The sequence below is a fragment of the Streptomyces sp. Tek67B01 genome (assembly GCF_055231995.1).
Genome location: NZ_JBUYUY010000001.1, coordinates 7,136,369 through 7,156,904, shown reverse-complemented (window position 1 = coordinate 7,156,904; position 20,536 = coordinate 7,136,369). Strand labels below are relative to the sequence as shown.

Annotated in this window: 17 protein-coding genes and 3 pseudogenes; 6 read left to right on the top strand and 14 right to left on the bottom strand. The window is 67.7% G+C overall.

Annotation, left to right across the window (positions count from 1 at the left end; genetic code table 11):
* Window positions 1-129: 129 nt before the first annotated feature.
* Entirely contained in the window at window positions 130-408 is a 279-nt protein-coding gene (locus ACV7NM_RS32830) for a hypothetical protein (protein ID WP_463413713.1), read from the top strand.
* 381 nt (window positions 409-789) lie between these two features.
* Window positions 790-942: pseudogene (locus ACV7NM_RS32825) on the top strand (IS481 family transposase); the annotation flags it as partial.
* On the opposite strand, the gene ACV7NM_RS32820 reads toward ACV7NM_RS32825, so the two are convergent.
* The 4 genes and pseudogenes from ACV7NM_RS32820 to ACV7NM_RS32805 form a co-directional block, all read right to left on the bottom strand.
* Entirely contained in the window at window positions 903-1,304 is a 402-nt protein-coding gene (locus tag ACV7NM_RS32820) for a hypothetical protein (protein WP_463414166.1), read from the bottom strand. The pseudogene ACV7NM_RS32825 and the gene ACV7NM_RS32820 sit on opposite strands and share 40 nt — an antisense overlap.
* 953 nt (window positions 1,305-2,257) lie before the next feature.
* On the bottom strand, window positions 2,258-4,228 hold the full coding sequence (locus ACV7NM_RS32815; RefSeq protein WP_463413712.1) for an ISL3 family transposase: 1,971 nt from the start codon (window positions 4,226-4,228) through the stop codon (window positions 2,258-2,260).
* A 1,047-nt stretch (window positions 4,229-5,275) separates the two neighbouring features.
* Window positions 5,276-5,677, bottom strand: a pseudogene (locus ACV7NM_RS32810) (transposase).
* Between the two features lie 120 nt (window positions 5,678-5,797).
* The gene (locus ACV7NM_RS32805) at window positions 5,798-7,696 is read right to left on the bottom strand and encodes an ATP-binding SpoIIE family protein phosphatase (protein WP_463414144.1); all 1,899 of its coding nucleotides are present in this window, start codon (window positions 7,694-7,696) and stop codon (window positions 5,798-5,800) included.
* A gap of 1,703 nt (window positions 7,697-9,399) precedes the next feature.
* On the opposite strand from ACV7NM_RS32805, the gene ACV7NM_RS32800 reads away from it, so the two are divergent.
* Complete coding sequence (locus tag ACV7NM_RS32800; RefSeq protein WP_463413711.1) at window positions 9,400-9,936, top strand: hypothetical protein; 537 nt, start codon at window positions 9,400-9,402, stop codon at window positions 9,934-9,936.
* Between the two features lie 160 nt (window positions 9,937-10,096).
* Here ACV7NM_RS32800 and ACV7NM_RS32795 read toward each other — a convergent pair whose 3' ends face one another.
* The 3 genes from ACV7NM_RS32795 to ACV7NM_RS32785 all read right to left on the bottom strand — a co-directional run bounded on the left by ACV7NM_RS32795 (window position 10,097) and on the right by ACV7NM_RS32785 (window position 11,954).
* Window positions 10,097-10,486: a hypothetical protein gene (locus tag ACV7NM_RS32795; protein ID WP_463413710.1), complete on the bottom strand. Its 390-nt coding sequence runs from the start codon at window positions 10,484-10,486 to the stop codon at window positions 10,097-10,099.
* 279 nt (window positions 10,487-10,765) lie between these two features.
* A complete protein-coding gene (locus ACV7NM_RS32790; RefSeq protein ID WP_463413709.1) occupies window positions 10,766-11,374 on the bottom strand; it encodes a hypothetical protein in 609 nt (202 codons plus the stop codon).
* Window positions 11,375-11,570: 196 nt separating this feature from the next.
* Window positions 11,571-11,954, bottom strand: a complete 384-nt coding sequence (locus tag ACV7NM_RS32785) for a hypothetical protein (RefSeq protein WP_463413708.1) — start codon at window positions 11,952-11,954, stop codon at window positions 11,571-11,573.
* A gap of 374 nt (window positions 11,955-12,328) precedes the next feature.
* Here ACV7NM_RS32785 and ACV7NM_RS32780 point away from each other — a divergent pair, with 374 nt between their 5' ends.
* A complete protein-coding gene (locus tag ACV7NM_RS32780) occupies window positions 12,329-12,556 on the top strand; it encodes a hypothetical protein (RefSeq protein WP_463413707.1) in 228 nt (75 codons plus the stop codon).
* Window positions 12,557-12,637: 81 nt separating this feature from the next.
* On the opposite strand, the gene ACV7NM_RS32775 is transcribed toward ACV7NM_RS32780, so the two are convergent.
* The 4 genes from ACV7NM_RS32775 to ACV7NM_RS32760 are packed head-to-tail and all read right to left on the bottom strand — an operon-like array spanning window position 12,638 to window position 15,309.
* Complete coding sequence (locus ACV7NM_RS32775) at window positions 12,638-13,882, bottom strand: transposase (protein ID WP_463413706.1); 1,245 nt, start codon at window positions 13,880-13,882, stop codon at window positions 12,638-12,640.
* Window positions 13,867-14,034 carry a hypothetical protein gene (locus tag ACV7NM_RS32770; RefSeq protein ID WP_463413705.1) on the bottom strand — a complete coding sequence of 56 codons (168 nt, stop codon included), beginning with the start codon at window positions 14,032-14,034 and terminating at the stop codon, window positions 13,867-13,869. The genes ACV7NM_RS32775 and ACV7NM_RS32770 overlap by 16 nt, the downstream gene beginning before the upstream one ends.
* Window positions 13,964-14,431, bottom strand: coding sequence for a helix-turn-helix domain-containing protein (locus ACV7NM_RS32765; protein ID WP_463413704.1), 468 nt, complete (start codon window positions 14,429-14,431; stop codon window positions 13,964-13,966). The genes ACV7NM_RS32770 and ACV7NM_RS32765 overlap by 71 nt, the downstream gene beginning before the upstream one ends.
* 38 nt (window positions 14,432-14,469) lie before the next feature.
* Window positions 14,470-15,309: an ArsR/SmtB family transcription factor gene (locus ACV7NM_RS32760; RefSeq protein WP_463413703.1), complete on the bottom strand. Its 840-nt coding sequence runs from the start codon at window positions 15,307-15,309 to the stop codon at window positions 14,470-14,472.
* Window positions 15,310-15,756: 447 nt separating this feature from the next.
* Here ACV7NM_RS32760 and ACV7NM_RS32755 point away from each other — a divergent pair, with 447 nt between their 5' ends.
* Together ACV7NM_RS32755 and ACV7NM_RS32750 are read left to right on the top strand one after the other, a co-directional pair.
* Entirely contained in the window at window positions 15,757-16,335 is a 579-nt protein-coding gene (locus ACV7NM_RS32755; RefSeq protein WP_463413702.1) for an RICIN domain-containing protein, read from the top strand.
* 218 nt (window positions 16,336-16,553) lie between these two features.
* Window positions 16,554-17,249, top strand: a pseudogene (locus ACV7NM_RS32750) (transposase); the annotation flags it as partial.
* Here ACV7NM_RS32750 and ACV7NM_RS32745 read toward each other — a convergent pair.
* From ACV7NM_RS32745 to ACV7NM_RS32735, 3 genes are all read right to left on the bottom strand, one after another.
* Window positions 17,242-17,727 (bottom strand): hypothetical protein, encoded by a 486-nt coding sequence (locus ACV7NM_RS32745; RefSeq protein WP_463413701.1) that lies wholly within the window; start codon window positions 17,725-17,727, stop codon window positions 17,242-17,244. The pseudogene ACV7NM_RS32750 and the gene ACV7NM_RS32745 overlap by 8 nt on opposite strands.
* Before the next feature lie 371 nt (window positions 17,728-18,098).
* The gene (locus tag ACV7NM_RS32740) at window positions 18,099-18,347 is read right to left on the bottom strand and encodes a DUF6406 domain-containing protein (protein WP_463413700.1); all 249 of its coding nucleotides are present in this window, start codon (window positions 18,345-18,347) and stop codon (window positions 18,099-18,101) included.
* A gap of 4 nt (window positions 18,348-18,351) precedes the next feature.
* Complete coding sequence (locus tag ACV7NM_RS32735) at window positions 18,352-20,460, bottom strand: calpain family cysteine peptidase (RefSeq protein ID WP_463413699.1); 2,109 nt, start codon at window positions 20,458-20,460, stop codon at window positions 18,352-18,354.
* Window positions 20,461-20,536: the final 76 nt, after the last annotated feature.

Sequence of the window (20,536 nt, the reverse complement as noted above, 5' to 3'; positions counted from 1 at the left end):
TCACAGGGCGTCCAGTGTCTGTTTGCGCGGCGAACCATGGAAGGTATCAAGGTGGCCGATGGTGTCGCGGATCGCTGGTCGTCGTCAAGGAGGCATACGCCCACACCATGGAGGAGCTGTCCGGGCGCGATGCCCGCAGCCGTCTCGCCGCGGAAGCCGTGTGTCTGGCGGGACCTGGGCCCACGGGGCGTGGCACCGCGCCTGGTGGACCACTGGGACGAGCCGTCGAGCTCCTTCAGGGTCTATACGCCGGTCGCGGGTCGCACCCTCTCCTCGGTCATCCACGAACTCGCCGCCAGGGCGCAGCGGTTGCCTCTGGCCTTGGTACGTTCCTGGACCCGTTCGCTGTGCGCGGCCGTGGCAGGTGCGCACGAGGCGGGATGGGTAGTGGGTGACCTCAAGCCGTAGAACATCGTCGTGACCGTCGACCCGAGAGCCCACGGGCGGCATGGGTACTCGTGGCTACTGCTCACCCCAGCAGGCCGACCCGATGCCGGGCCGGTCCTACCGAGACGACGTGTTCGCGACGGTGTTGGCCATGGTTACCGGCGTCGAGGCATCTCTGCTGCCCGATCTCGGCATCGTCGCCGCATTGGAGGCGGAACGCGACCCAGAGAACCCGATCCCCGGGGTGATCGCGCGCTGTGTTGCACCCGAGCTACGGCTGCGATTGCTCTCGGTCGCGCCCCTGTCCCGTGCTCTGGACGAACCCCCGTCGCCGCCTGTACGCCCAGAACTCGCCGACCCCATGACCGCAGCTCTCGGCTGGTACGCAGCGCGATTGTGGACCGGATCGGCCCGATCCTCGGCCTGCCCGCCTCGACCATCCACCGCATCCTGACCCGTCACCGGCTCAACCGTCTGGCATGGATGGACCGGCCCACCGGGACCGTGATCCGCCGCTACGAACGCGAACGTCCCGGTGAGCTGGTCCACGTCGACCGCACCTCCGCGACCTTCACGTCCAGGCTCGGGGCCGCGCCGGGCCTGGAGGAGAACGCCAGCCGCTCGAAGCGTACGGTCAGCAGGTGGTCCAGGAAGGAGAGAGCGAAGTCGCGCAGTTCGCCTCGGCTGTCCAATTGCGGCGGCGAGCCGTTCAAGGGGGTCAGGGTGGTGTTGCGCAGCTCCAGGGCTGCTCCGCCGCCTGTGCGCAGCAGACCACGGAATAGGTCGGTGTTGCGTGGCACCTTGGGGCGCCAGACGAGTCCGGTCTGTACGGCCTGCGGCCGGGCGGGAGGAGCGGGCAGGAACTCGGTGACGATACGGGGAACCGAGTCGCCGTCACCGGTGGACATCGGCTGCACGCGCTGCACGATCTGCCGGAGATCCAGGAAGCCCAGCAGCTTGGTCGGCAGTCCGGACTCCGGAGGCGGTAAGTAGGAGACGGGATCGAAGGTGCCGCTCTGAACGTCGCCAGGTCGCCGCTCACGAGTCCCGTGGCGGCTGAGAGTCCGGAGACCTGCTGGGCGAGAGCGGCGATGCCGCCCGAAGAGGTCACCGGTGGTGTGACGCTGAACGGCTGCTGCACCGCGGCGTAGACCTTGCCGGCCGCGTCCAGTCCGTTCTTCACGTAGTCCGCGTCCAGGGTCAGCCGAACCGGGTCGGGCGCCGTTGTCACAGCGGGCGCGGCGGCGCTGTGCGGGGCCAGCGCGTCCAGCGCTGGCAACCGGGACGTCAGGCCGGTCAGGCGGGGCCAGGCGGGGAGCCGGCCCGCGGCCTCCAGCACCGCTTGGTCGCCGACCGTCGGCTCGGCCCCGAAGCTCAGCGCGGTCACGTCCACGCTGGTATCGGCGGAGCCGGACGCCGGGACCACCAGCTCCAGGCGCCCCGAGGCCGGCAAGAGGACGTCACGGGCCTGCTGGTTGAACGCCTCGAGGGGCGTGCGCAGCTGGTCGGTGGTCTGGCTTTGTTCACGTTCAGCAGGTTCTGGCACACATTCCGTGAGAGCGGTGGACGAGTCTCTTCCGATCGGCAGACTGGAGAGATGCGGATAGAGAGCGTCGCCAGGATCCATGGAGTCCGGCTCGCCGTGACGGTCGGGGCAGTCGTCGTCGCTCCGGTTCTGTTGGTGGCCGGGGCTCCGTTGCGCCGCCGTATGTTGCGTCGCTACTACCGCGAGGACCGTCCGGGGCTCGTGAGCAAAGAGGACGGATGGGTGAGCCCGGGGTACTTCGTCGTCACCAACGTGGTTATTCGAGCCCTCTGCTGGCCGTCGGAGTGCGTACTCCGACGGCTTCGTTCTGCCTGAGCAGGGCCATCACCGGGCGGCAGTGAGAAGTACCCGTTTGCGGAGGAGCGGGAGCTTGGCGCGGCCGAACATCTGGCGCTTGACCATCTTGATGTGGTTGACGCGGCCTTCAACGGGACCTGAGTTCCAGTGGCTCGTCAGGCCTTGGACGACGGCGTCCCAGTCCTTCTCCAGGCCGGTGGCGAAAGAGTGGAGGCCGGGAAATTCCTCGGCTCGCGCGCTGACGACCCAGTTCTTCAGATGCTGGCCGGTGCGGGTGGAGAGGATCGCGGCGAAGCTGCGGACGAGGCGGTGGGCCGCCGAGAGTTCCGGGCAATGGGCGAGGACTTCGGTCAGCTGCTTGTTCTCGCTTTCCGAGAGGCGGTCGGGGTGACGCATGATCCACCCGGTGACTTGCCGGAGTCCTGGTGGCGCGGGCTCCACGACGCTGACGCGGCGGCGGCGCCGCGGCCGCAGATAGTGACTGATGATCTGGTAGTTGCCTCGGTAGCCAAGCTCTTTGAGCTCTGCGTGCAGGTGAACGGCATTGGTGTGGCCCTCTGCCCAGCGCTTGTCCAGGTAGGGCTTGTAAGGGTCCAGCTGGCTGGGCCGGGGTTGCCGCCGACCGCCGAGCAACTCCTCAGGGGTCGCCGCACGGGCGCATCGGCGGACCGTGTTCCCACCCATGTGTAACTCGCGGGCGATCTCCCGGATGCCGTGGCCCTGGTCGAAGAGTGCGTGGACGACGGCGTGACGTTCCCGGATGCGGACTTCGATCGGCGACATCTCCTTTGCCGACGGCGGTTCGACGTCCGGCAGGTCACCCAGGTCGGAGCCGCGTGACCGCAGGCATCCTGTGTGCTGGTGCACGCATTGCTCCACCGCAGTGCCGAGGTTCTGCCACAGGTGAAAGCGGTCAGCGACCTGGACTGCCTGTGGGGCCCCGACGCGGGCACCTTCAGCGTAGGAGCCGGCACGATCCCGGCAGATCACCTCGATCCCAGGATGCTCACGCAGCGTCGGTGCTCGGTGGGCAGTTAGATAGTCGGTAACCGCCTTCCCTCCCCACAGGTCACGAGGATGACCGGCAGGATCCAGGACGGCGGCAAGGCGCAGCGCTGGGATTGCAAGGCCTACGGGTTCGCAGGCTTGGGCGACGTCCAGTGAGAGAAGGAGGGCGGCGGCCACGTGACGTCCGTAGCCTTCAGTGTCCGCGTGGCGCGGACACAGATCGTCCAGTCTCGCGGCACTGTTGTTGAAGCGGAGGAGGTAGTCCGCGCAGGGCACGTCCTCGTTGATCATGTAAGCGGCGGCGTGAGACAGGGCCAAGGGGAGATAGCCGAGTGCCTTGGCCAGCGGTTCTGTCTGCGCGTCCAGCAGGTGTTCCGCGCGAGCGGATCTGAGCCGGGCGCGTAGGTAGGTGTCAGCTTCTTGTGAGCTGTACGTATCGACGTCTACGACCGCACGTCCACCGCCGGAGAGGGCGGCGTCCTGGCGGCGGGTGGTTGCCACAACCCGACCAGAGCCCCATGCCGATGATGGCGGCCACCACGGCTGCATCGCATCCGGGTCGGTGATGTCATCGAGGATGACAAGCCAAGATCGTTTGGTGGTTGCCAGCCATTGCAGAAATGCTCTGGCGTCCTTTTCGCCGGTCTGGCCCGCCAAGGCGTTCGGGGCATCCACAATGTGAGCGGCGACCGCGTAGCGGGCGATCACCTGGTCTGTTTCGCTGGCGTCGACCCAGACCACCAGGTCGACGCCTTCGACTGTGGCTTGGTGGGCGTATGCGGAGGCAAGTTGGGTCTTGCCGACACCGCCGCCGCCGGAGAGGACTTGGGTCAGCACCACCGCGGTATGCCCGGTGACGGCTTGGTCGATCGCGGCCCGAACTTCAGGCCGCTGCTGAAATGCGGATGCCAGCGCGGGAACCGATCCCAGATGGAGCGGCCACTGGACTGGCCCTTGCGAGACGGAATGGGTGATCGTCAGATGATCCACATGGCCACTGACGGCCACTGCACCCGCGGCCGATGCGATGGCGTCACCGCTGTCGCTGACGGAAGAGGCCGCGAGATCGTCCCCCGCAGAGGGTGCAGGCTGCTTCCTTGGACGCCACCTCATGTCACGTCCAGCGTTCGCTTCACCGGCATGCCCACACTAATCGGTGTAGTCGATGCCAGTGCCGGCGTTGCTACCCGCGCCACGCGAGACGGCGTCACCGGTGTCCTGAACCCGAGCTGTGCCAGGGCTGCCCTCACCGCGGCGTCGTACGCCCGTATGGGCTTGCCCCCCACCGCTGGCTTCTGCTGATCCGGTCTGCGTCGCGGTGTCTCCTGATGCGCCCGCCGTACTCACCCCGGGCTGAGCCCACGCCCACACCAACGCCGCCACCCCGGTGGCAGCCTGAATCGACGCCCCCACCAGGCCTGCAGTATCTGGGCCATCAAGCAACCAAATGGCAGGGGTCGAGACGATTCCCACCATCGCGGCGACCACCACCACAATCCGCTGCTTCCTCGACACGCTCATACCCTCTTCCCCAGCCCCCCTGTCGATGCTGCGGCCACGGCCCACAGAGCGGCCTCACCGCAACGCAGTTCCATACTCCTGGAAGACTCACTGCCTGTCGGGTAAACCGCACAAAGAGCGGGTCCTGATCCCCTGCCCACCTCACGCCGCCCCACGTAACTGCCTGGGATCCGCTCCATGACCAGAAGCGAACGCGCCCCCCGGCATGTCCACGGCAAAGGGCCGTCGTCGCTAATCCGTTACTAGCCCAGCCAGAGATGCCCAGGACGCAGAGGCGCCGGGCGAGTCGGTTGGCTGCGTAGACCACGGACAGATGCCCGACGGACGCGGCCCGGCCGTCCTCGCCTTCGGGGTCGCCGGTGTTCCACTGCGGCCAGCCCCACGGAAAGCTCACCGCGATGTCGAGGACGTATCCGACCATACTCCCGAGCGGGCGCGGAAAGCTCGGCAATCGTCTTCGCCGCCTGCAGAACAAACGTACCGCCCACGGCTGCTAGGGCCTGTGTGATGTCGTGATCAGTCGGCGGTTTTCAACAGGTCGTCGATCCAGATCTTGCGGCGCGGAGATGGAGGCCGGCGAGGTAGCTGTCCGGTGTCTTGTCGTAGCGGGTGGCGATGCCTCGCCAGGCCTTCAGCTTGTTGATCAGGCGTTCGACGGTGTTCCGTTCTTTGTAGAGGTCGGCGTCGTGGCTGATGGGTCGGCCTCCTGGCGTCCCGCCACACGCGGAAGCGTCCGTAGACGGTCGCCCAGGGGCCGAACGCGGCAGGCATCTCCCGCCACTGCCCACTGGAGCGGAACCGCCAGATCACACCCTCGAACTGCTCCCGCAACCGCTCCGGGTACGGCCCGTACCTACCGATCGGCAGGTACGGCTCGATGAACTTCCACTGGGCATTGGTGAGTTGCCTGCGCGTCACGAACCTAGTCCTACCGGATTCCTGTATTGCCCTGTGAGGTTAGCGGCGCTCTCGCCCGATCTCCGGGAATTGGCGGCAGCGCGAGGACGGCGCATGCTGCGCCAGCAAAGTGTGGCGCCCTCAGCGGTGATCTTGATTCGTACTGCCTGCTGACCTCTGGACGGGGAGGGGAAGCGCAAGTTCGAACCACACCACCTTGCCGCTGCTGACCGGCATCGCGCCCCACCGACGAGCCATCTTGTCTACCAAGAGGAAGCGACGCCCCTCATCGGTGTGCGGGCCCGCTTGCGGCAGTTGCGGAGAGTCGTCCTCGACCTCGCAACGCAGCGCAGTTGTCCGCAGCAGGCGCACCGTCACCGGCCGTCTCGCGTTGGAAGCGGCATTGGTGACCACTTCGTCGAGGAGCGGGCCCAGCGATTCCAGCAGTCCGTGCAGTCCCCATTGCGTCAACGCACGGTCGGCAAAGTGGCGCGCATGGGCTGTCGCAGCCCCGTCGTCCGGCTCGACGAGCAGCTGCACCACGTCACTCGGTGGGATTCCATCGAAGCGAGCCGCCAGAAGCGCAATATCGTCATCGCGGTCCCCGGGTTCCAGCATGTCGAGAACGTCGTCACACAGCAGCTCCATGGGAGGTGGCGAAGATTGGCCGATCAGTTGCGCTGCCACGGTAAGGCGCTCACGGAGTCGCTCGATGCCGGTCCACACATCCAGGCTCCGGGACTCAACCAATCCGTCGGTGTACAACAGCAGCGTGGCCCCGGCGGGCGCTTCGATTTCCACGGCTTCGAAGAAGCCGTGACCGGCCCCGATCGGCGCGCCCGGCGGTACCCGCAGCACCTCGGCGTCACCGGCAGGGGGCAGGAGGATCGGGGGCGGATGGCCCGCACTGGCCAGTGTGATCCGGTCCGCCACGGGGTCGTAGACCACATACAAGCAGGTCGCCAAGCGGTCTGGGCCCATGCTTTGAGCATGCAAGTCGAGATGGCGCAGCAGCTCGGCCGGATGCAGGTCCAACTGGGCGAGGGTCTGTGCAGCGCTACGTAGCTGGCCCATGATCGCTGCGGAGGTCATGGAGTGGCCCATGACGTCGCCGACTACAAGCCCTACTCGACTGCCGGGCAGAGCCACTGCGTCATACCAGTCGCCGCCGACCCGGGCCGTTTCGGAGGCCGGCAGGTAGCGGCTTACCAGCCGTACCCCAGGGGGTTGGGGAAGCCCATGGGGAAGCATCTCGCGCTGGAGCTCGTCCGCGATGTACGCCTCGCGGCCATACAGAGCTGCTTTGTCAATGCCAAGCGCGGTGTGCGTCACCAGTTGGGCTGCAATCAGCAGGTCATTGGTCTCGAATGCGGGTCGCTCGGGATGGCGCAGGAACACGGCCGCGCCGATCACCCGGCGGCGTCCCCGCAAGGGGGCCAGGATGACTCTCTGATCGCGTGGCACGGGATACTGCGCACCCAGCAGATCGGAGAGCGCAATCTGAGCGTCCCGGGAAGACCCGAAGGCTGGCCGTACGCCGCGTAGCATCTCGGCGAGCGCGCTGCCAGGCAGAACCTCGCACAGCTCGGCGGCGGAGGGACTGTGCACCTGCGCGAGGGCCAAGGGCAGCTGGTCGAAGTCGATGTCGAGGCGCACTCCGGCGTTCACCGCTTCGGCGGTCAGGTCGTCAAGCGGCCGGAGCCGGTCGGTACGGCGCAGCCGTAGGATGACCGGGCCCGTGGGCGGGGTGTCACCTACCGGCAGGGGATCGCGTAAGTACACCAAGATGGCGTCCGCGTAGCTTGGCACAGCGGCTCTGCACAGTCCGAGCACAATCTCATCCAGGTCGACACCGCGTGAGATACGGCGGGTTGCGGCCCCCACAAACCGCAACCGGTCGGCGGACCGACGAGTGGCCACATCCGTGCTCGGCGCATGGTCGTGGCTGCTCACGAGATTGTCCGGCGTTGTTCCGAACAATCCGTCGGCACTGCTCTGCGCGTCATCTTCTGTTCGGATGACCTGGCCGGGAACAACCACGCCCGGAGCTGGCGTGCCAGGGGACGCCCAGCCGACCTCGCCGGCGGCGTCAAGGATCGTTTCGTGCTCCCGATCCAGGGCATCACGGACTTTCTCAAGCACCTGATCCACCTCGTCCAGCTCCGCGTCCGCTCCTTCACTGCCGTCGCCGAGCAGGGCAGGCAGTGAGGGCTCGTCGAGTGTCGATGCCGCCGGCCCTTCGCCTACCTGGTAGTCGCTCCTGATCCGGCTCAGCTCCTGCTCGAGCTCGTGCACGCGGCGGGCGGCCAGATCCGCAACTTGTTGGGCGGTGTCTCGCTCCCGCTCCGCGCGTTGCAGTTCCTTACGGAGTTCCCCTTCCTGTTCCTCTGCTCGCTCCAGGCGGCGCCGGGCGGCCTGCAGCTCGCCGCGACCCACCGGAGAAGACTGGAGGGCATCGACGCGTCGGCGGAGTTCTGCGATCTTGGAGTGAGCTTGACCTAGCATCCCGAACAGGTAGGTCGCGATCTGCAGCGCCTGCTGACGTCCCTGTTCACTTGCGGCGTAGGCCTGCCGGGCCCGGTCCATATCCTCGTACACCCGGATAGTGCGCTCCTGCGCTTCCAGCAGGGCCGCTGCGGGGACGGTGTCGGCTAAGCCACCGGCGAGGGGCGTCGGCGCTTCCTGTGCCAGACGCCAGAGTTCGCGGGCCTGATCAAGTCTGGCTGCGGAATCGGCAGCAGCGTCGCGCGGAAAGCACAAGTCGGCAACGGCCTCGACCAGATCCCACTGGAGGCCGTCGCCAGCCAGCTGATCCCGTAGCTTCCGCAGCTCGGGCACCCGGCCCAGGACGAAGTGCTCAGCGGTCAGCAGCCGATGCAAATGGGATACCGAGACTGATGCGCTGTCCAGCCACCCACGTACGAGATCCACCAGGGTGTTGATCTCCCTGCATGACCCACGCGCTGGCGCCCACGGACGACCTGGCCTCTTCGCCCCCACTGGCTCCACCCCCACATTGTGCTTCGGACAACCCCCTGTTGTGCAGTGGACAACATCCAACTGCTTCGAAGCACAGCTCCGCAGGTAGATCCTCGACTTCGCCCCTCCGATAACCGTTGCAACCGCAGTAGTCAGGAGCTTCGCTCAATGATCCCCAGTTCCGCTGTCGTCCTCCTCTTCACACTCGCCACCTCTATCCTGCTGTCCATGATCATCGGTGGCGCCGCCATAGCTCTCGTCCGCTGGGACGGCGGGTCCCTCCCGACAGCGCTCACCCGCGGTGGCGTTGCCTTCGGCGGCACCTTGACGCTGTGCTGCGCTGTTATCGCCATCTTGTTCAGCACAGGCCGGTAGCCGGACCCAGGGCGATTCTTGGTGGTCGGAGGTCTGATCCCGCACACCGCGCCGACGTACCGGCGCCTGCCCTCCCGCCTCGTCCTGGCCGCGGCGAGGAAGACGTGCCGCCGGCGTGGCCGAACGCCGACGCTTTCCTTCGAATCGTTCTCGCCTGGTTCGCCTTGGAAAGGACCGCCGGCCAGGCGACCGATGTGTACGTGCCTGGCACAAGAACACTTTGCGGGTGCACCCCACGGAAAGACGTGCACGCTTGCTTTCGTGGTCGAGTACCCCCGCGAGGGCGCTCGGCGCCGTCACCGCCTCCACGCCCGCATCACCCGCGTCGGCACGCTTCTTCCCCGCCATCGCCTCGTTGTCCTGGTCATCCGACCCACGGAGGCGGACCCTTGCGTAGGACACTTTCCGCCGCGCGGCTCTCGGTGGTGTTCGTGGCGGCCACCGTCACCGCGGCTACTGCCGGGAGCGGCCCCGCGTACGCGGTGGAGCGGTGCGAGGTGTCGTCCAAGACCGTCGACAACCCCGCGTACAGCGGGCCCTGGCCCGACAACTGGGACTTCACCGTCAAGGCCTGTGTGACCGAATCGGGGGGAGCCATCCGGCACTGGGCGATGGTGTCGTGGGACCTCCCGGAATCGTCCACCGGTCGGGGCAGCCCCACGTTCGACTCGACTGGGACGAACGTGGAAGTGACGGCGATGACTGTCGGAGGCGGCACAGCCGTCACGAAGCGCACCGACCTGGCCCAGCGTCTCAACCGGGTGAAGGACGGGTCCATTACCCCGGCTTCCTACTCCTCGCGCTGGTCCAGCCGCCGGCGCCTGGTCACCGATGTGGTCTTGTTCCTCGACTGGAGGGGTGACGGGAAGGGCCCGCAGAAGATTCACTTCGCGCCTTCCCCCTCTATCCCCGGCTCATCGCGGTGATGCCGGCCACCGGGGCAGCGGTGTTTCGGGGATGGTTCAGGCAGGGAGGCCTGAAAGCAGGCCTCGGAGAGAGTGCACGTCAGGACGCCTGCCTGCCGGGAACCGGACCTGCGTGAAACGGCCTCCCCGGGGTGTGAGGTCTACTCCGTAGTGCACGTCCTCAGACTCGAAGGACGGTGAGGACGTTGGCCCGGCGATCTTCGAGTCCGAGAACAGTGAGCATCTCCGCCAGGGGGCCTGCCAGTGATTCGGCTGTTGATGGATCCTGCTTGGTGATCAAGTGCCAGCAGGCGTGCGCGTTCCGGGCCGCTCGTAGGGTGTCCGCTTCCGGCTGGCTGTGGGCGGCGTGGCGGCGCAGGGCGGTTTTGATCAGCAGCTCGACTGTCGTCGGCCAGTCGGTGCGCCGGCAGAGGGTGAGCCAGGCGCGGGCGGTGAGCACGGTGATCGTGTAGGGATGGCGGGGCCCGTGCTGCTCCTCCAGGAGGATCTCCATCCGGCCGGCTAGGGCGATGGCCGTGTGCAGGTCTCCCCGCTTGTGCGCGGCCCACATCGCCGCCCACGACTCTCTGAAGGGCTCCGGGACCAGCGTGTCCGGCGGGCAAGCCGATGCGGCTGGGGGGTATGGGGCATCGGAGGTGTGGGAATCGGGGAGTGTGGAATGGTTCGCATGCCTGACCAACCTCCCCGTACCCGCCCTGGCACGGGTTGTTCGTTGAGTCCACCCGCACGAGGCGACGCTGCACCCGTCTCAAGCCGGAGGGCGTCCGGGGACGGGCATCCCCGAGCCGGGCGTCATGTCCGGCTGGCGAGGCCGGGCGCTCGCGCGGTCTCAGCGGGTGCCGTACAGGCTCCAGCCCCCATACCGAGCCAGGAGCTTGCGTGCCTCGTCCGTGTTCAGGCCCAGTGCGCTCGCGAAGGCGGCGGGGTCTTGGGTGCGGGCGTGCTGTGCGGGCCAGTACGCGGCGCGCAGGGCGATGATCTCCAGACAGCGGGCTGCTTTGAGGGCTGCGGTCGGTGAGTCCTGGCCGAGTTTGTCGATCGCTGCGGTGACGGATTCGAGCAGGGTTTCCAGCTCGGCGGGCAGCGGGATGGTGCTGTCGCGGACGTGGACGATGTGGCGGTCCCAGTCGTCCTGGCAGGAGTCCGCGGTGTCGGATCCGTGCTCACGGAATGGCAGATCGCCGGACTCGGTCCAGTCCACGGTGTGCTCCTCCCCCACCCAGCCACAGGAGCATTCCGCCCGCAGAACGGCTGCGCGCGGCCAGCGGGGGTGGCCTTGGCCGTCGTAGACGCTCCAGTGCCGCACATGCGGGCCACCGCTGCCCGAGTCGGAGTCGAAGTACACCGGCTTCGGGACCGTGCCGTCGGCCAAAAGCACACCGACCCGCCCCTCATGCGAGCGCCCGAACTCCTCAGACGTCCACGTCTCGTCCTCCACCACACACCCCTTTTCACCATCCGGCCCGGGGCCCGTCCGCGGGCCCCAAGGTTGACAATGACGCAGCCTCGACCGGAGGCGTGGGGAAACGGACCAATCCCCGCCCTTACGAGGCGGCCATCACGTCGGTGTGACCCGGCTACCCCCCGGCAGGGGAAGCGGTCGAGTCCGGGCACCTGTGACGCGGCCGGCGCGATCAGACTTGTTGACGATGCCGCGCAAGGGCGACGGCGATCGGCATCGCCAAAGTGGTGCCGGCGGCAGCCCAGAACACGAACTTGGAGTCCGGCCCATTGACTGTCCGCAGCTCCCCGCCAGCGTGGCGGCAGAACGAGTCAGGTGGGAAGTACTGCGAGACAGGGGTGGCGCTGATGCCGTGGCAGGGCGACGTCTCGGGAAAGAGGCGCGGCTGCGCACGCTGTGAGAGGAACCAGCCAGCGAACACGGTCAACCACCCGACCAGCAAGAACATCATCAACATCCAGTTAGCGACCTTCGCGCGCCGCCCCAGCAGCCAAACCAGGAAAGTCGGCAAGACGAGAACCACGAACGCAGCGGACAGCACGATCAGAGCCTTCATAAGGCTATGACCATACTGATCAAAGATCCGCCGGACAGGCCTACACCGGATCCGGTCCGCTCCCCCGAGGGGCGTGACTCACCGCCCCTGCGGATGGATGGCTGCGCCGTTAAGGTCACGTCGCGGCCAGGGTCCCGGCGCCGCGGCGGTCAAAGGGGCAGCGTGGGGTGAGGAGTCCGCCCGGGAGCCCTTCGCACGTCGACCGGGCGGACCGCTCTTGTCTCCCACCTCACCGCGCGACTGAAGAGGCCTGTGACCGACTCCTCCCTGCCTGCCCTCGCGAGCGGCCACTGCCCTGACGCCGAGGTCCCCGCGCCGACGTGGTCGGGGGCATCGTGAGCTGGACCGGGCGTGAACCGAGTGCGGACCCCATCGTGGCGCACAACGTGACCTTGGCCTTCAGACCCGGGCCTCCCGGGGTGAAAGGCACCTGGACGAATGGTGCCGTCGCCGACAGGAAGTTCCGCGGCTTCGTGGGCAGGTACGCGAGCCAGGAGGGAGACATCCGCATCGAGCTGCTGGAGGAGACTGCCAGCGGACAGCTCATCGTGGTGAAGAGGTGGACGAAGGATCGCGGCGAGGAAACCCGACACGGGCCGTGAGGCCCCGGGAACCCTGCGAGAAGGGGTTCCCGGGTGTTCAAGCTCGGGGACGCCTACCGCGGGCACGCCCCGGCGCACGGGCTACTGCGACAGCAGCTCGTCCAGACGGCGGGGCACCGTGCCTCCCTGCCCGTCGGGCACGTTGAACCACAGGTCGCCCATGCCCTCGCCGACAGCCGGTCGCCCCTCCATCGGCGCATCACCGATCACGTCCAGCAACTCCACCACCCGCTGGTGCGGGACCTTGCGGGCCCGCTCGACTATCCCCTCGCTGCGCAGCGCATCCATCAGCAGCGTCACCAGCATGACCGCGCTGCGATGATGGACCGGGTCGGGGTTGGTCATCATCGGGTGACCGCTGATCATCGTCTCGCGGGCTTCGGCGCTGCACACCGCGTACCGGACCATCACGTCACCGCGCTGCCCGTAGATGATCGCCCCGGGCCGACTGCGGGCGCCGGGGTCGGTGGAGTCGACCGTTCGGCCGACGAACGGCCCGTCGCCCTGCCGAGTGAGCTCGGGAAACTGTTGGATGGTCGGGTCCACGGTGCGGCCGGGCAGCTCGACCAGGCAGTGGCCATGGAAGTTGCTGCCCTCCCAATAGGGATCCTTCCTACCGTACGAGGCCTTGGTGGCACCGGACGGCGCGAGGATCTCCAGCGTCACGGGCCAGACCTGACTGTCCAGGCCTAGGAGTTGGTAGGCGTGGTGGAGGGTGAGCACGGAGTCGACGCACACGTTGGCGCGTTTTCCCACTTGGATGGTGCAGAGCAGGAACGGCAGCGACAGCTCGATCAGGGCGTCGGGCGGAGCCAGGGTGAGGATCTTCCCGGCGGCTTCGGTGGTGCCCGACCCGAAACGGCCCGGGGTGAACGTGGGCCGGTCGGAACGGGGCGCGGTAGCCCGCAGGCCTCGCGGCTGCCGGGTGATGCGGTGGATGCCTTGTTCGGTGGCGTCGGCGACGTCTGCGAGGTGGTCGCCGGCGAGGTTGGCGAGCTCGCGTTTCTTCAGCGAGGACCACAGCAGTTCCACCGGGTTCAGCTCGGGAGCGTAGGCGGGTAATCGCTCCAAGGTGAGCGAGTCCTGTTCGGCTGCCCACGCCCGCATCGCCCGGCTCCAGTGGGCGGACAGGCCGTCCCAGACCAGGATGACCCGTTCCCCGCGGTAGAACACCTTCATCTGCTCCAGGACCTCGATGAGGGCCGCGGTGTCGTAGCTGCCGGGCTTGAGGTGGAAGCACAGGCGGGCCCCGCGATCGGGGTCGGTGGAGTGGTAGCCCAAGGACCCGGCCATCGAGGCGCGTTTCCAGTTCAGGCGGTGCCGCAACAGCGGGGTCCGGCCTCGGGGCGAGTAGGTGCGGCGGATCGACGCCTGATTCGTCGAGGAAGACGATCCAGGCACGTGTGTTCACGGCCCCTTCTGATCCGCGGCCACTCGTGCGCGATCCAGCGGGCGATCTCCGACTCGTCCCGCTCCACCGCCCGCCGCTCGGGACGCTGCAGACTCCACCCCAGCCAGCCGGCCGGTCAGGAGCCGCCACACCGCCCGCGACAAGACCACCCCGGTCACCCGCTCGACGACCAGGCCCACCCGTTCCAGGGTCCACAGATCGGCCTCGAACCCATGCCCCTGAGCACCTTGCTCCAACGCCGTTCGGACCGTCTCGACCTGGGCGTCGTCCAGCTTGGGTGGACGACCGGTGGCCGGACGTCGGCGCAAGGCAGCGGCACCGCCCTCCTCCCACACCCGTTTCCACCGCCGCACACTTTCCTCGCTGACTCTCAGCATCCGCGCGATCTCGACACCCGAACACGCCTGCTCGAACAACTCGGCCGCCCGCACACGCCGGGCCTCGGCCAACTGCGGCCGCGTCAAAGGAGGAACAACAGGCGAAGGCTTGGGCAGACCCGGACTCACCCGTGCGACAGGTGGTGGCCAAGGGGTGTCGCGATGTGTCTGACGGTTTGCCCCGTGCGCAGGGTCCGGATCAGGCCCGCCTGCCGCAGCACGGCGGCATAACGGCTGACCGCGGCGTCTGACACTCCGAGCCGAGAGGCCAGCTGACGTCCGGTGACGCTGCCGGAGGTGACGATCGTTGCGAGTACGTCCGCTCTGCCGTCGCCCAGGAGGGACCGGAGCGCGGCCATGTGGTCCAGCTCAACGCGTGGAGGGGCGCCGGCAGGGATCCGGATGGTCAGGCGATCGCTGGTGGGTTCGGCCAGGGTGACCCGTCCGCTGAGGGCTACCGACTGGATCTGCAGCGAGCGCTCGCCCAGGTCAAGGTCTGCTTCGAAAGCCGTCGGTACCTCCACGACGCCGGGGCGGTACCGGATGTCGTGTCCGAGCCGGTGCAGCATCGCCGAGGCACCGCCGGCCACGTAGAGGTGGGACAAGTCGGCGGCGCGGGCCGCCACCGCCGAGCTGATCCCCGAGCGGTGCGGGTCGACCGCCATGCTGCACAGGTGGTCCACCGAGGTGGTCAGGAGGCTGTGGGCGCGTTCGTCTCCTTCGGCAAGCGCCTTGGTGAACGGTGTCGGCCGGCGGCGCGCGAACAGGTGGGAGAAATACACGTGGTCGACACCCTCAGCGAGGTCTGGGGAGGTGCCGCGGGAGTAGAGCTGGGAAAGCGGTAAGCGCGAGTTCCCGGCCTCGGCAAGAGCACGTCCGGCAGCGGTCAACTCGGCGTCGAAGTCAGCAAGACCGCAGATCCTGACGTTGCCCAGACCCTCCGGCCCCAGGTGAATGCGTATCAACTACCCCCCATGGTCTTGACGCCCTCACCAGGGCTTTTGCGCTACACCGAGAAAGCTACCCACGCGCGGGCCCCACCGAAACGATGGGCACACAGCAGCGGCACGGCGCTGTGCGGGTGTGAGACAGCCCTGAACTGGCTGACTTGGCACTAGGACGAATCTAGGACGGTTGGAGGACCGGTGTACATAGCGTCTCCACGGGGGAGGTCAGCCGTGCCCGCAACGTGTGGCCCGGGTCGTGGTGCGTGCTGGTGAGGCGTGAGCGGCGAGCCGGCCATTCGGTCCGGATCCCCCGGTACCCCACTTGGCCTGCGGTGATCTTTGTCGAACGTCGTCGACTCATTCGACCCGGTCGATGATGCCCCCACAGGCTCGATCTGAGCGAAGGCACCCCCAGCAGTTGTCCGAATCGGCGTGCCTACAGGCACGGGATGGGAACGGGAAGTTATGAAGCTGAGAGTCAAGACCGCGGCGGCAATCGGGGCGCTGACCCTGTCGGCACTGGTGGCCACCACCGGGAGCGCGCAGGCCAACACGTACCAGTACAACGTGCAGATCAAGAACGAGCAGACCGGGGCCTGCCTCGACAGCAACTACAACGGTTCCGTGTACTGGGGGACCTGCAACGGCGGCACCTACCAGAGGTGGAACGTCACCTCCTACGACAGCGACGTCAACAACTACTACAGCCGCGTCCAGATCCGGGACGTGCAGACTGGGAACTGCCTGTACTCCGACTACGCCTGGGGCGCCATACACACCGGGCCGTACGTCTGGACGCGCGGATGCGACTACCAGGATCACCGGGACCAGTGGAACATGACGTGGGTCGGCAACGTCAACGCCAACCCGAACAGCGTCCAGTTCATGAATATCGAGGACTATCCCGTCGTGCCGTACGGGAAGGTCCCGGTATGCCTGGACTTCGGCCAGAGCAGCGGCCTGTTCGACCACGGCCGCAACTCCGGCTACACCACCTGCCCCTGGCACACCGATCTCTGGCAGGTCTTCAGCCTGGTCCCGTAGCGACCACGCAGTAGCAGGCACGGGCGCGCCCGCATCCGGCGAGAGCAGCCGAATCTCCGGAATCGCTACCGAGGCCACGTCGGGTTGCCACCCCCTGAACAGGCCGGTTTCTCAGGCGGCGACGACGACTGCTTGGGCGGTCGCGGAGCTGGAGTTTGGCGAGGATGCGGGCGAGTGCTCGAAGTAGGGTTGACGGCTCTGCAATGCACACGGGCACCGTTGCAGGGCCGCGGTTGCAGCACCCGGCCGTTATCACTCTGCTGGAGCGATTCGGGTCCCCGGCTCAGATCCGCAAGGCTGGGCGACGCCGTCTGGTCACCCTGTTGCGGCCGAAGGCCCCGAGGATGGCCGAGCGGCTGGTCGAGGACATCTTCACTGCTCTGGACGAGCAGACCATCGTCGTTCCGGGCACCGAGGCTGCGGCACCGATCGTCCCGAGTCTGGCAGGCTCCCTGACCGCTGTCCTTGACCAGCGCAAACTACTGGCCGGACGGATTGAGGAACTCCTGGAGGCACACCCTCTGTCGAAGGTCCTGACCTCGATGCCGGGCATCGGAGTCAGGACCGGAGCCCGTATCCTGATCGAGGTCGGCGACGGCAGCATCTTCCCAACGGCAGGCCACCTCGCCGCCTACGCCGGACTCGCCCCCGCCACCCGCAGTTCCGGGTCCTCCATCCGCGGTGAACAACCATCCCGCAGAGGAAACAAGCAGCTCAAACGAGCCTTCTTCCTCTCCGCGTTCGCCGCCCTGGGCGACCCTGCCTCCCGTGCCTACTACGACAAAAAGATCGCACAGGGCAAGCACCACACCCAGGCCCTGCTCTGCCTCGCCAGACGACGCGCCGACGTCCTCTTCGCCATGCTCCGCGACGGCACCTTTTACGAATCCCGGCTGACGGCCGCGGTCACATAACCAGCGGCTCAGCCAGGAGGACGACCCGGTCGGCCTCGACATCAAACCCGAGAACCGGATGGTCGTAGTCGCCCTCCGGATCCATCAGGACCGGCTTGCCCAAGCATCGCCCGATCTCCCGGAGGAAGCCGCAGAACACGTCGAGTCGTTCCTGGCCCTGCAGCTCCCGCAGGTCAACGTCGAAGTCGATGACCTCGTCGTCGAGGAAACGGAAGATCGCCAGCACGTCGTCAGCCGGCCAGACCCGCAGGTTCGGGCACTCAGCGTCCGCCGGGCGGGACAACACGCTCTCCGCTCGGGACACCGGCAGCACCGTCTCGCCTTCGGAGTACTGGCACTTCCAGCCCTTCGCCTCAACAAGATCAAGGACCGCCTGCCAGTCTTCCACCGAGCAATCCGGGACACGCACATCCGGCAACGACCCCATCAGGTCCGGGTCGAAGAAACAGCTCACGTCATCCCACAGAAGATCAGCCACACCGCCATGCTGCCCGGCTCCCCGACCAGACGCAGCCCCGTTTCCCTTGACCAAAGAGATAGGGGCACCCCCCCCGATCTGGCCAGCGCTCAATCGCAGGGAGCTCCGCTCCTCCAGGCGGCCCAGCTCGGGAAGGTACGGCTCGACCCACATGGGCGGATTCCCCGCATCAGGATGCGCCACCACCCCACCCGGCACAACGAACTCCCACCCCCACCGCTCCCCGAGAACATCAGGGCGAGCCTTCGTGACCTCGTCAACAAGGCTGCGCAGGAAACGACCGGCAGATCCCACCAGATCGACGAACGAGCACTCCCCTCCGTTCCGCTGCGAATATCGACCACCCGCACGGACCCACCCGCCCCGGTCCGTCATTCGGCCTTGCGAATGACGACCCGCCAGTTCCCGGAAGGGTCGTCCACGCGGTCCAGCACCCAGAGTTCATCCCGGACGGGAAAGGTGTCACCGGGTTCAAGGGTGTACCGACGCTCCTCGCCGTCGTTCACACCCAACCGAACGGTGAGGGGATGCCCGGGGCGGGCATCCACATGGATCACTCCGAAGGAGGCGGTGGCAGCCCGCCTCGGAACGCCGTGCCTGATCGAGATCTCACCGGTCATGTGGTCACTCCAATGTGGTGTAGGGCGGATCGATATATCTCCTGAACTCTGCCACCGTCAAGGGCTCAGGGTGCTGATCGTTCCAGGGGTTGTGCAGGTGGAACTGACCCTCGTCGTCGACCGCGATCACTTCGTAGGCGTGTCCGTCCACGAGGTCCTTCTCCAGAGGGGCCCCGTTGAACTCCTCCTTGGGATGCGTACCGACGATGACCGGCTTTCCCTGGGCGAGTTGTTCCCGGATGTCACCGACGAGTTGCTCGTCTGGGCTCCGCCCAGCGGCATCGTCCTGTTCGGGGAAGTCCACGACCACCGCAGGCTCACCGGTCAACTGAGTGAGCATTTCGGCCTGGTCCCAGGCATCCGAACCCAGATCCAGCCGGGCGTAGCCTTCCGGTACATCCGCTGCACCGTGGTCGCTCTGCGCCCACGCGTCTTGACGGTCTTCCCCCCACGTCTGGTCGCTTCCCGCGATCGCCTTCTCCATGACAGGCCCCCATGCCGCACCGGTCTCCACGGAATCCGCGAAGGCGGGTTCGTCGGGCCTGTCGTCGAACACCGGGAGATCGGGGGTCACGGTGAGTACGATATGACGCCCCGTCGGTTCGTATCTGTTGAGTGACTCGTCAATCCTCGCCTCGTGCAGCGTGACCGTGTAGTTGCCGTCCTCGGTCTCCCGCACACGCTCGCGTATCGCATCGGGGCGATGGCTGGCCACCGCGCCCAGGGTGGCGATCACGCCGCAATCGCCGAGACCTCCCTGCTGCGCCTGCTCGCGCGACGGGTCCCCGTCGAACAGAGGTGTCCGAATGCCGTCGGCACGGTCGAGCGGGGTGCCGTAACGGTCCGGGATCTCGTCGTCCGGGCCGTCCGGCGAGTAGCTCGGACGATCGACCGTGCCGGCCAGTCGTCCGGAATCGTCCCCGTCGGGCTGGCCTTGCACGTCGTCCCCGCCATCGTCGTCGGGGGCGTCGGGGGCGTCGGGGGCGTCGGGTACAGCTTTCGGCGCCTCCGCCCGCCCTCCGGGTTCGACGGCGGATGTCTCTGCCCCCGGTTCCGACCGGGCGTCCACCGACGCCGACCCGGTGCCGGCGTCGGAGGGCGGCCCGTGCGATTCGGATTCGGAAGGCTCGGCGGAAGCATCCGGCCGCAAGCCGCGATCCTCGGTGAGTCCACGGTCGCCCTCATCGGCGATGGCGTCGACAGGTGCGCTCGCAGCCCTTTTGCCCGCGGCGTCCACGACCCGCTCGACGGCGTCCGTGGCAACCTCGGCCAGGGTCTCCGCGACCTTCACCGCGCCCTGGGCGAGGGGTGCCGTCGTATCGACCAACTCATCGGCGGGGCTGCCCGCGTCGCCGTCTGCGGCCCCGGCCTCGCCGGACTCGGCCTGCTGCAGGCCGGGGTGCAGCCCGTCCTGGCCGTCCCGCTCCGTGCGCTCTGGTGACAACCGGGGCCCAGCCTCGTCGGACTGCGTTCCGGGCTCTTGACGGGCGTCCCCCTGTTCTGGCCAAGCGGGATCCGCGGCCGCCTCGGAGGACTCCGGGAGCGCTGGCTCCGACGTCGAGTCGCTCGGCGTGCCGGGCTCCCGATGCTCGGTGTTGGCGGGCTGGTCTTCCCCTGGCGCATCGGTCGGCGCGGCACTGGCCGAAGCGTCTTGTTCCGCACCGCCGTCGGGCTCGGGCTCCCCTTCTGGCTCAGGTTCGTGCTCCGGTTCTGGGTCAGCCTCCGGCTCGGGCTCGCGCTCGGGTTCCGCCTCGGGCTCTGCTTCCCGCTCCGGCTCAGGCTCCGGCTCCGGCTCCGGCTCCGGCTCCGGCTCCGGCTCCGGCTCCGGCTCCGGCTCGGGTTCCGGCTCTGGCTCGGGTTCCGGCTCCGGTTCGGGTTCTGACTCCTGTTTCTGGGGCTCCGGCTGTTCCGGGGATTGCTCCTCGGGGGTCGGCTCTTCCAGTGGGGTGTCGGTCGGCTCCGGGGAGGGGGGTTCGGGCTGGTCGTGGGTGGGGCCGTCCGTTTCGGGCAGGGGCGGGTCCTTGGGGGTGCCGGGCGTGGCGGGTTCCTGGTGGGCCGTCGGCGGCTTCGCTTCGGACGGGCTCCCGGGCTCGGCCTCCTGCGGTGCGTCCATCGGCGGCGGGTCCGGGACGTGGTCGCCGTCCAACGGCTGTTCGGCGGCGTGCGGGACGGGGTCCGTCTCCGAGTCC

What these genes read in the sequence shown, in the direction of transcription:
- ACV7NM_RS32830 (WP_463413713.1), top strand. Translation starts at nt 130, where the DNA reads ATGCCCGCAGCCGTCTCGCCGCGGAAGCCGTGTGTCTGGCGGGACCTG.
- ACV7NM_RS32795 (WP_463413710.1), bottom strand. Translation starts at nt 10,486, where the DNA reads ATGTGGGCCGCGCACAAGCGGGGAGACCTGCACACGGCCATCGCCCTA.
- ACV7NM_RS32785 (WP_463413708.1), bottom strand. Translation starts at nt 11,954, where the DNA reads ATGAAGGCTCTGATCGTGCTGTCCGCTGCGTTCGTGGTTCTCGTCTTG.
- ACV7NM_RS32755 (WP_463413702.1), top strand. Translation starts at nt 15,757, where the DNA reads ATGAAGCTGAGAGTCAAGACCGCGGCGGCAATCGGGGCGCTGACCCTG.
- ACV7NM_RS32740 (WP_463413700.1), bottom strand. Translation starts at nt 18,347, where the DNA reads ATGACCGGTGAGATCTCGATCAGGCACGGCGTTCCGAGGCGGGCTGCC.
- ACV7NM_RS32735 (WP_463413699.1), bottom strand. Translation starts at nt 20,460, where the DNA reads ATGGACGCACCGCAGGAGGCCGAGCCCGGGAGCCCGTCCGAAGCGAAG.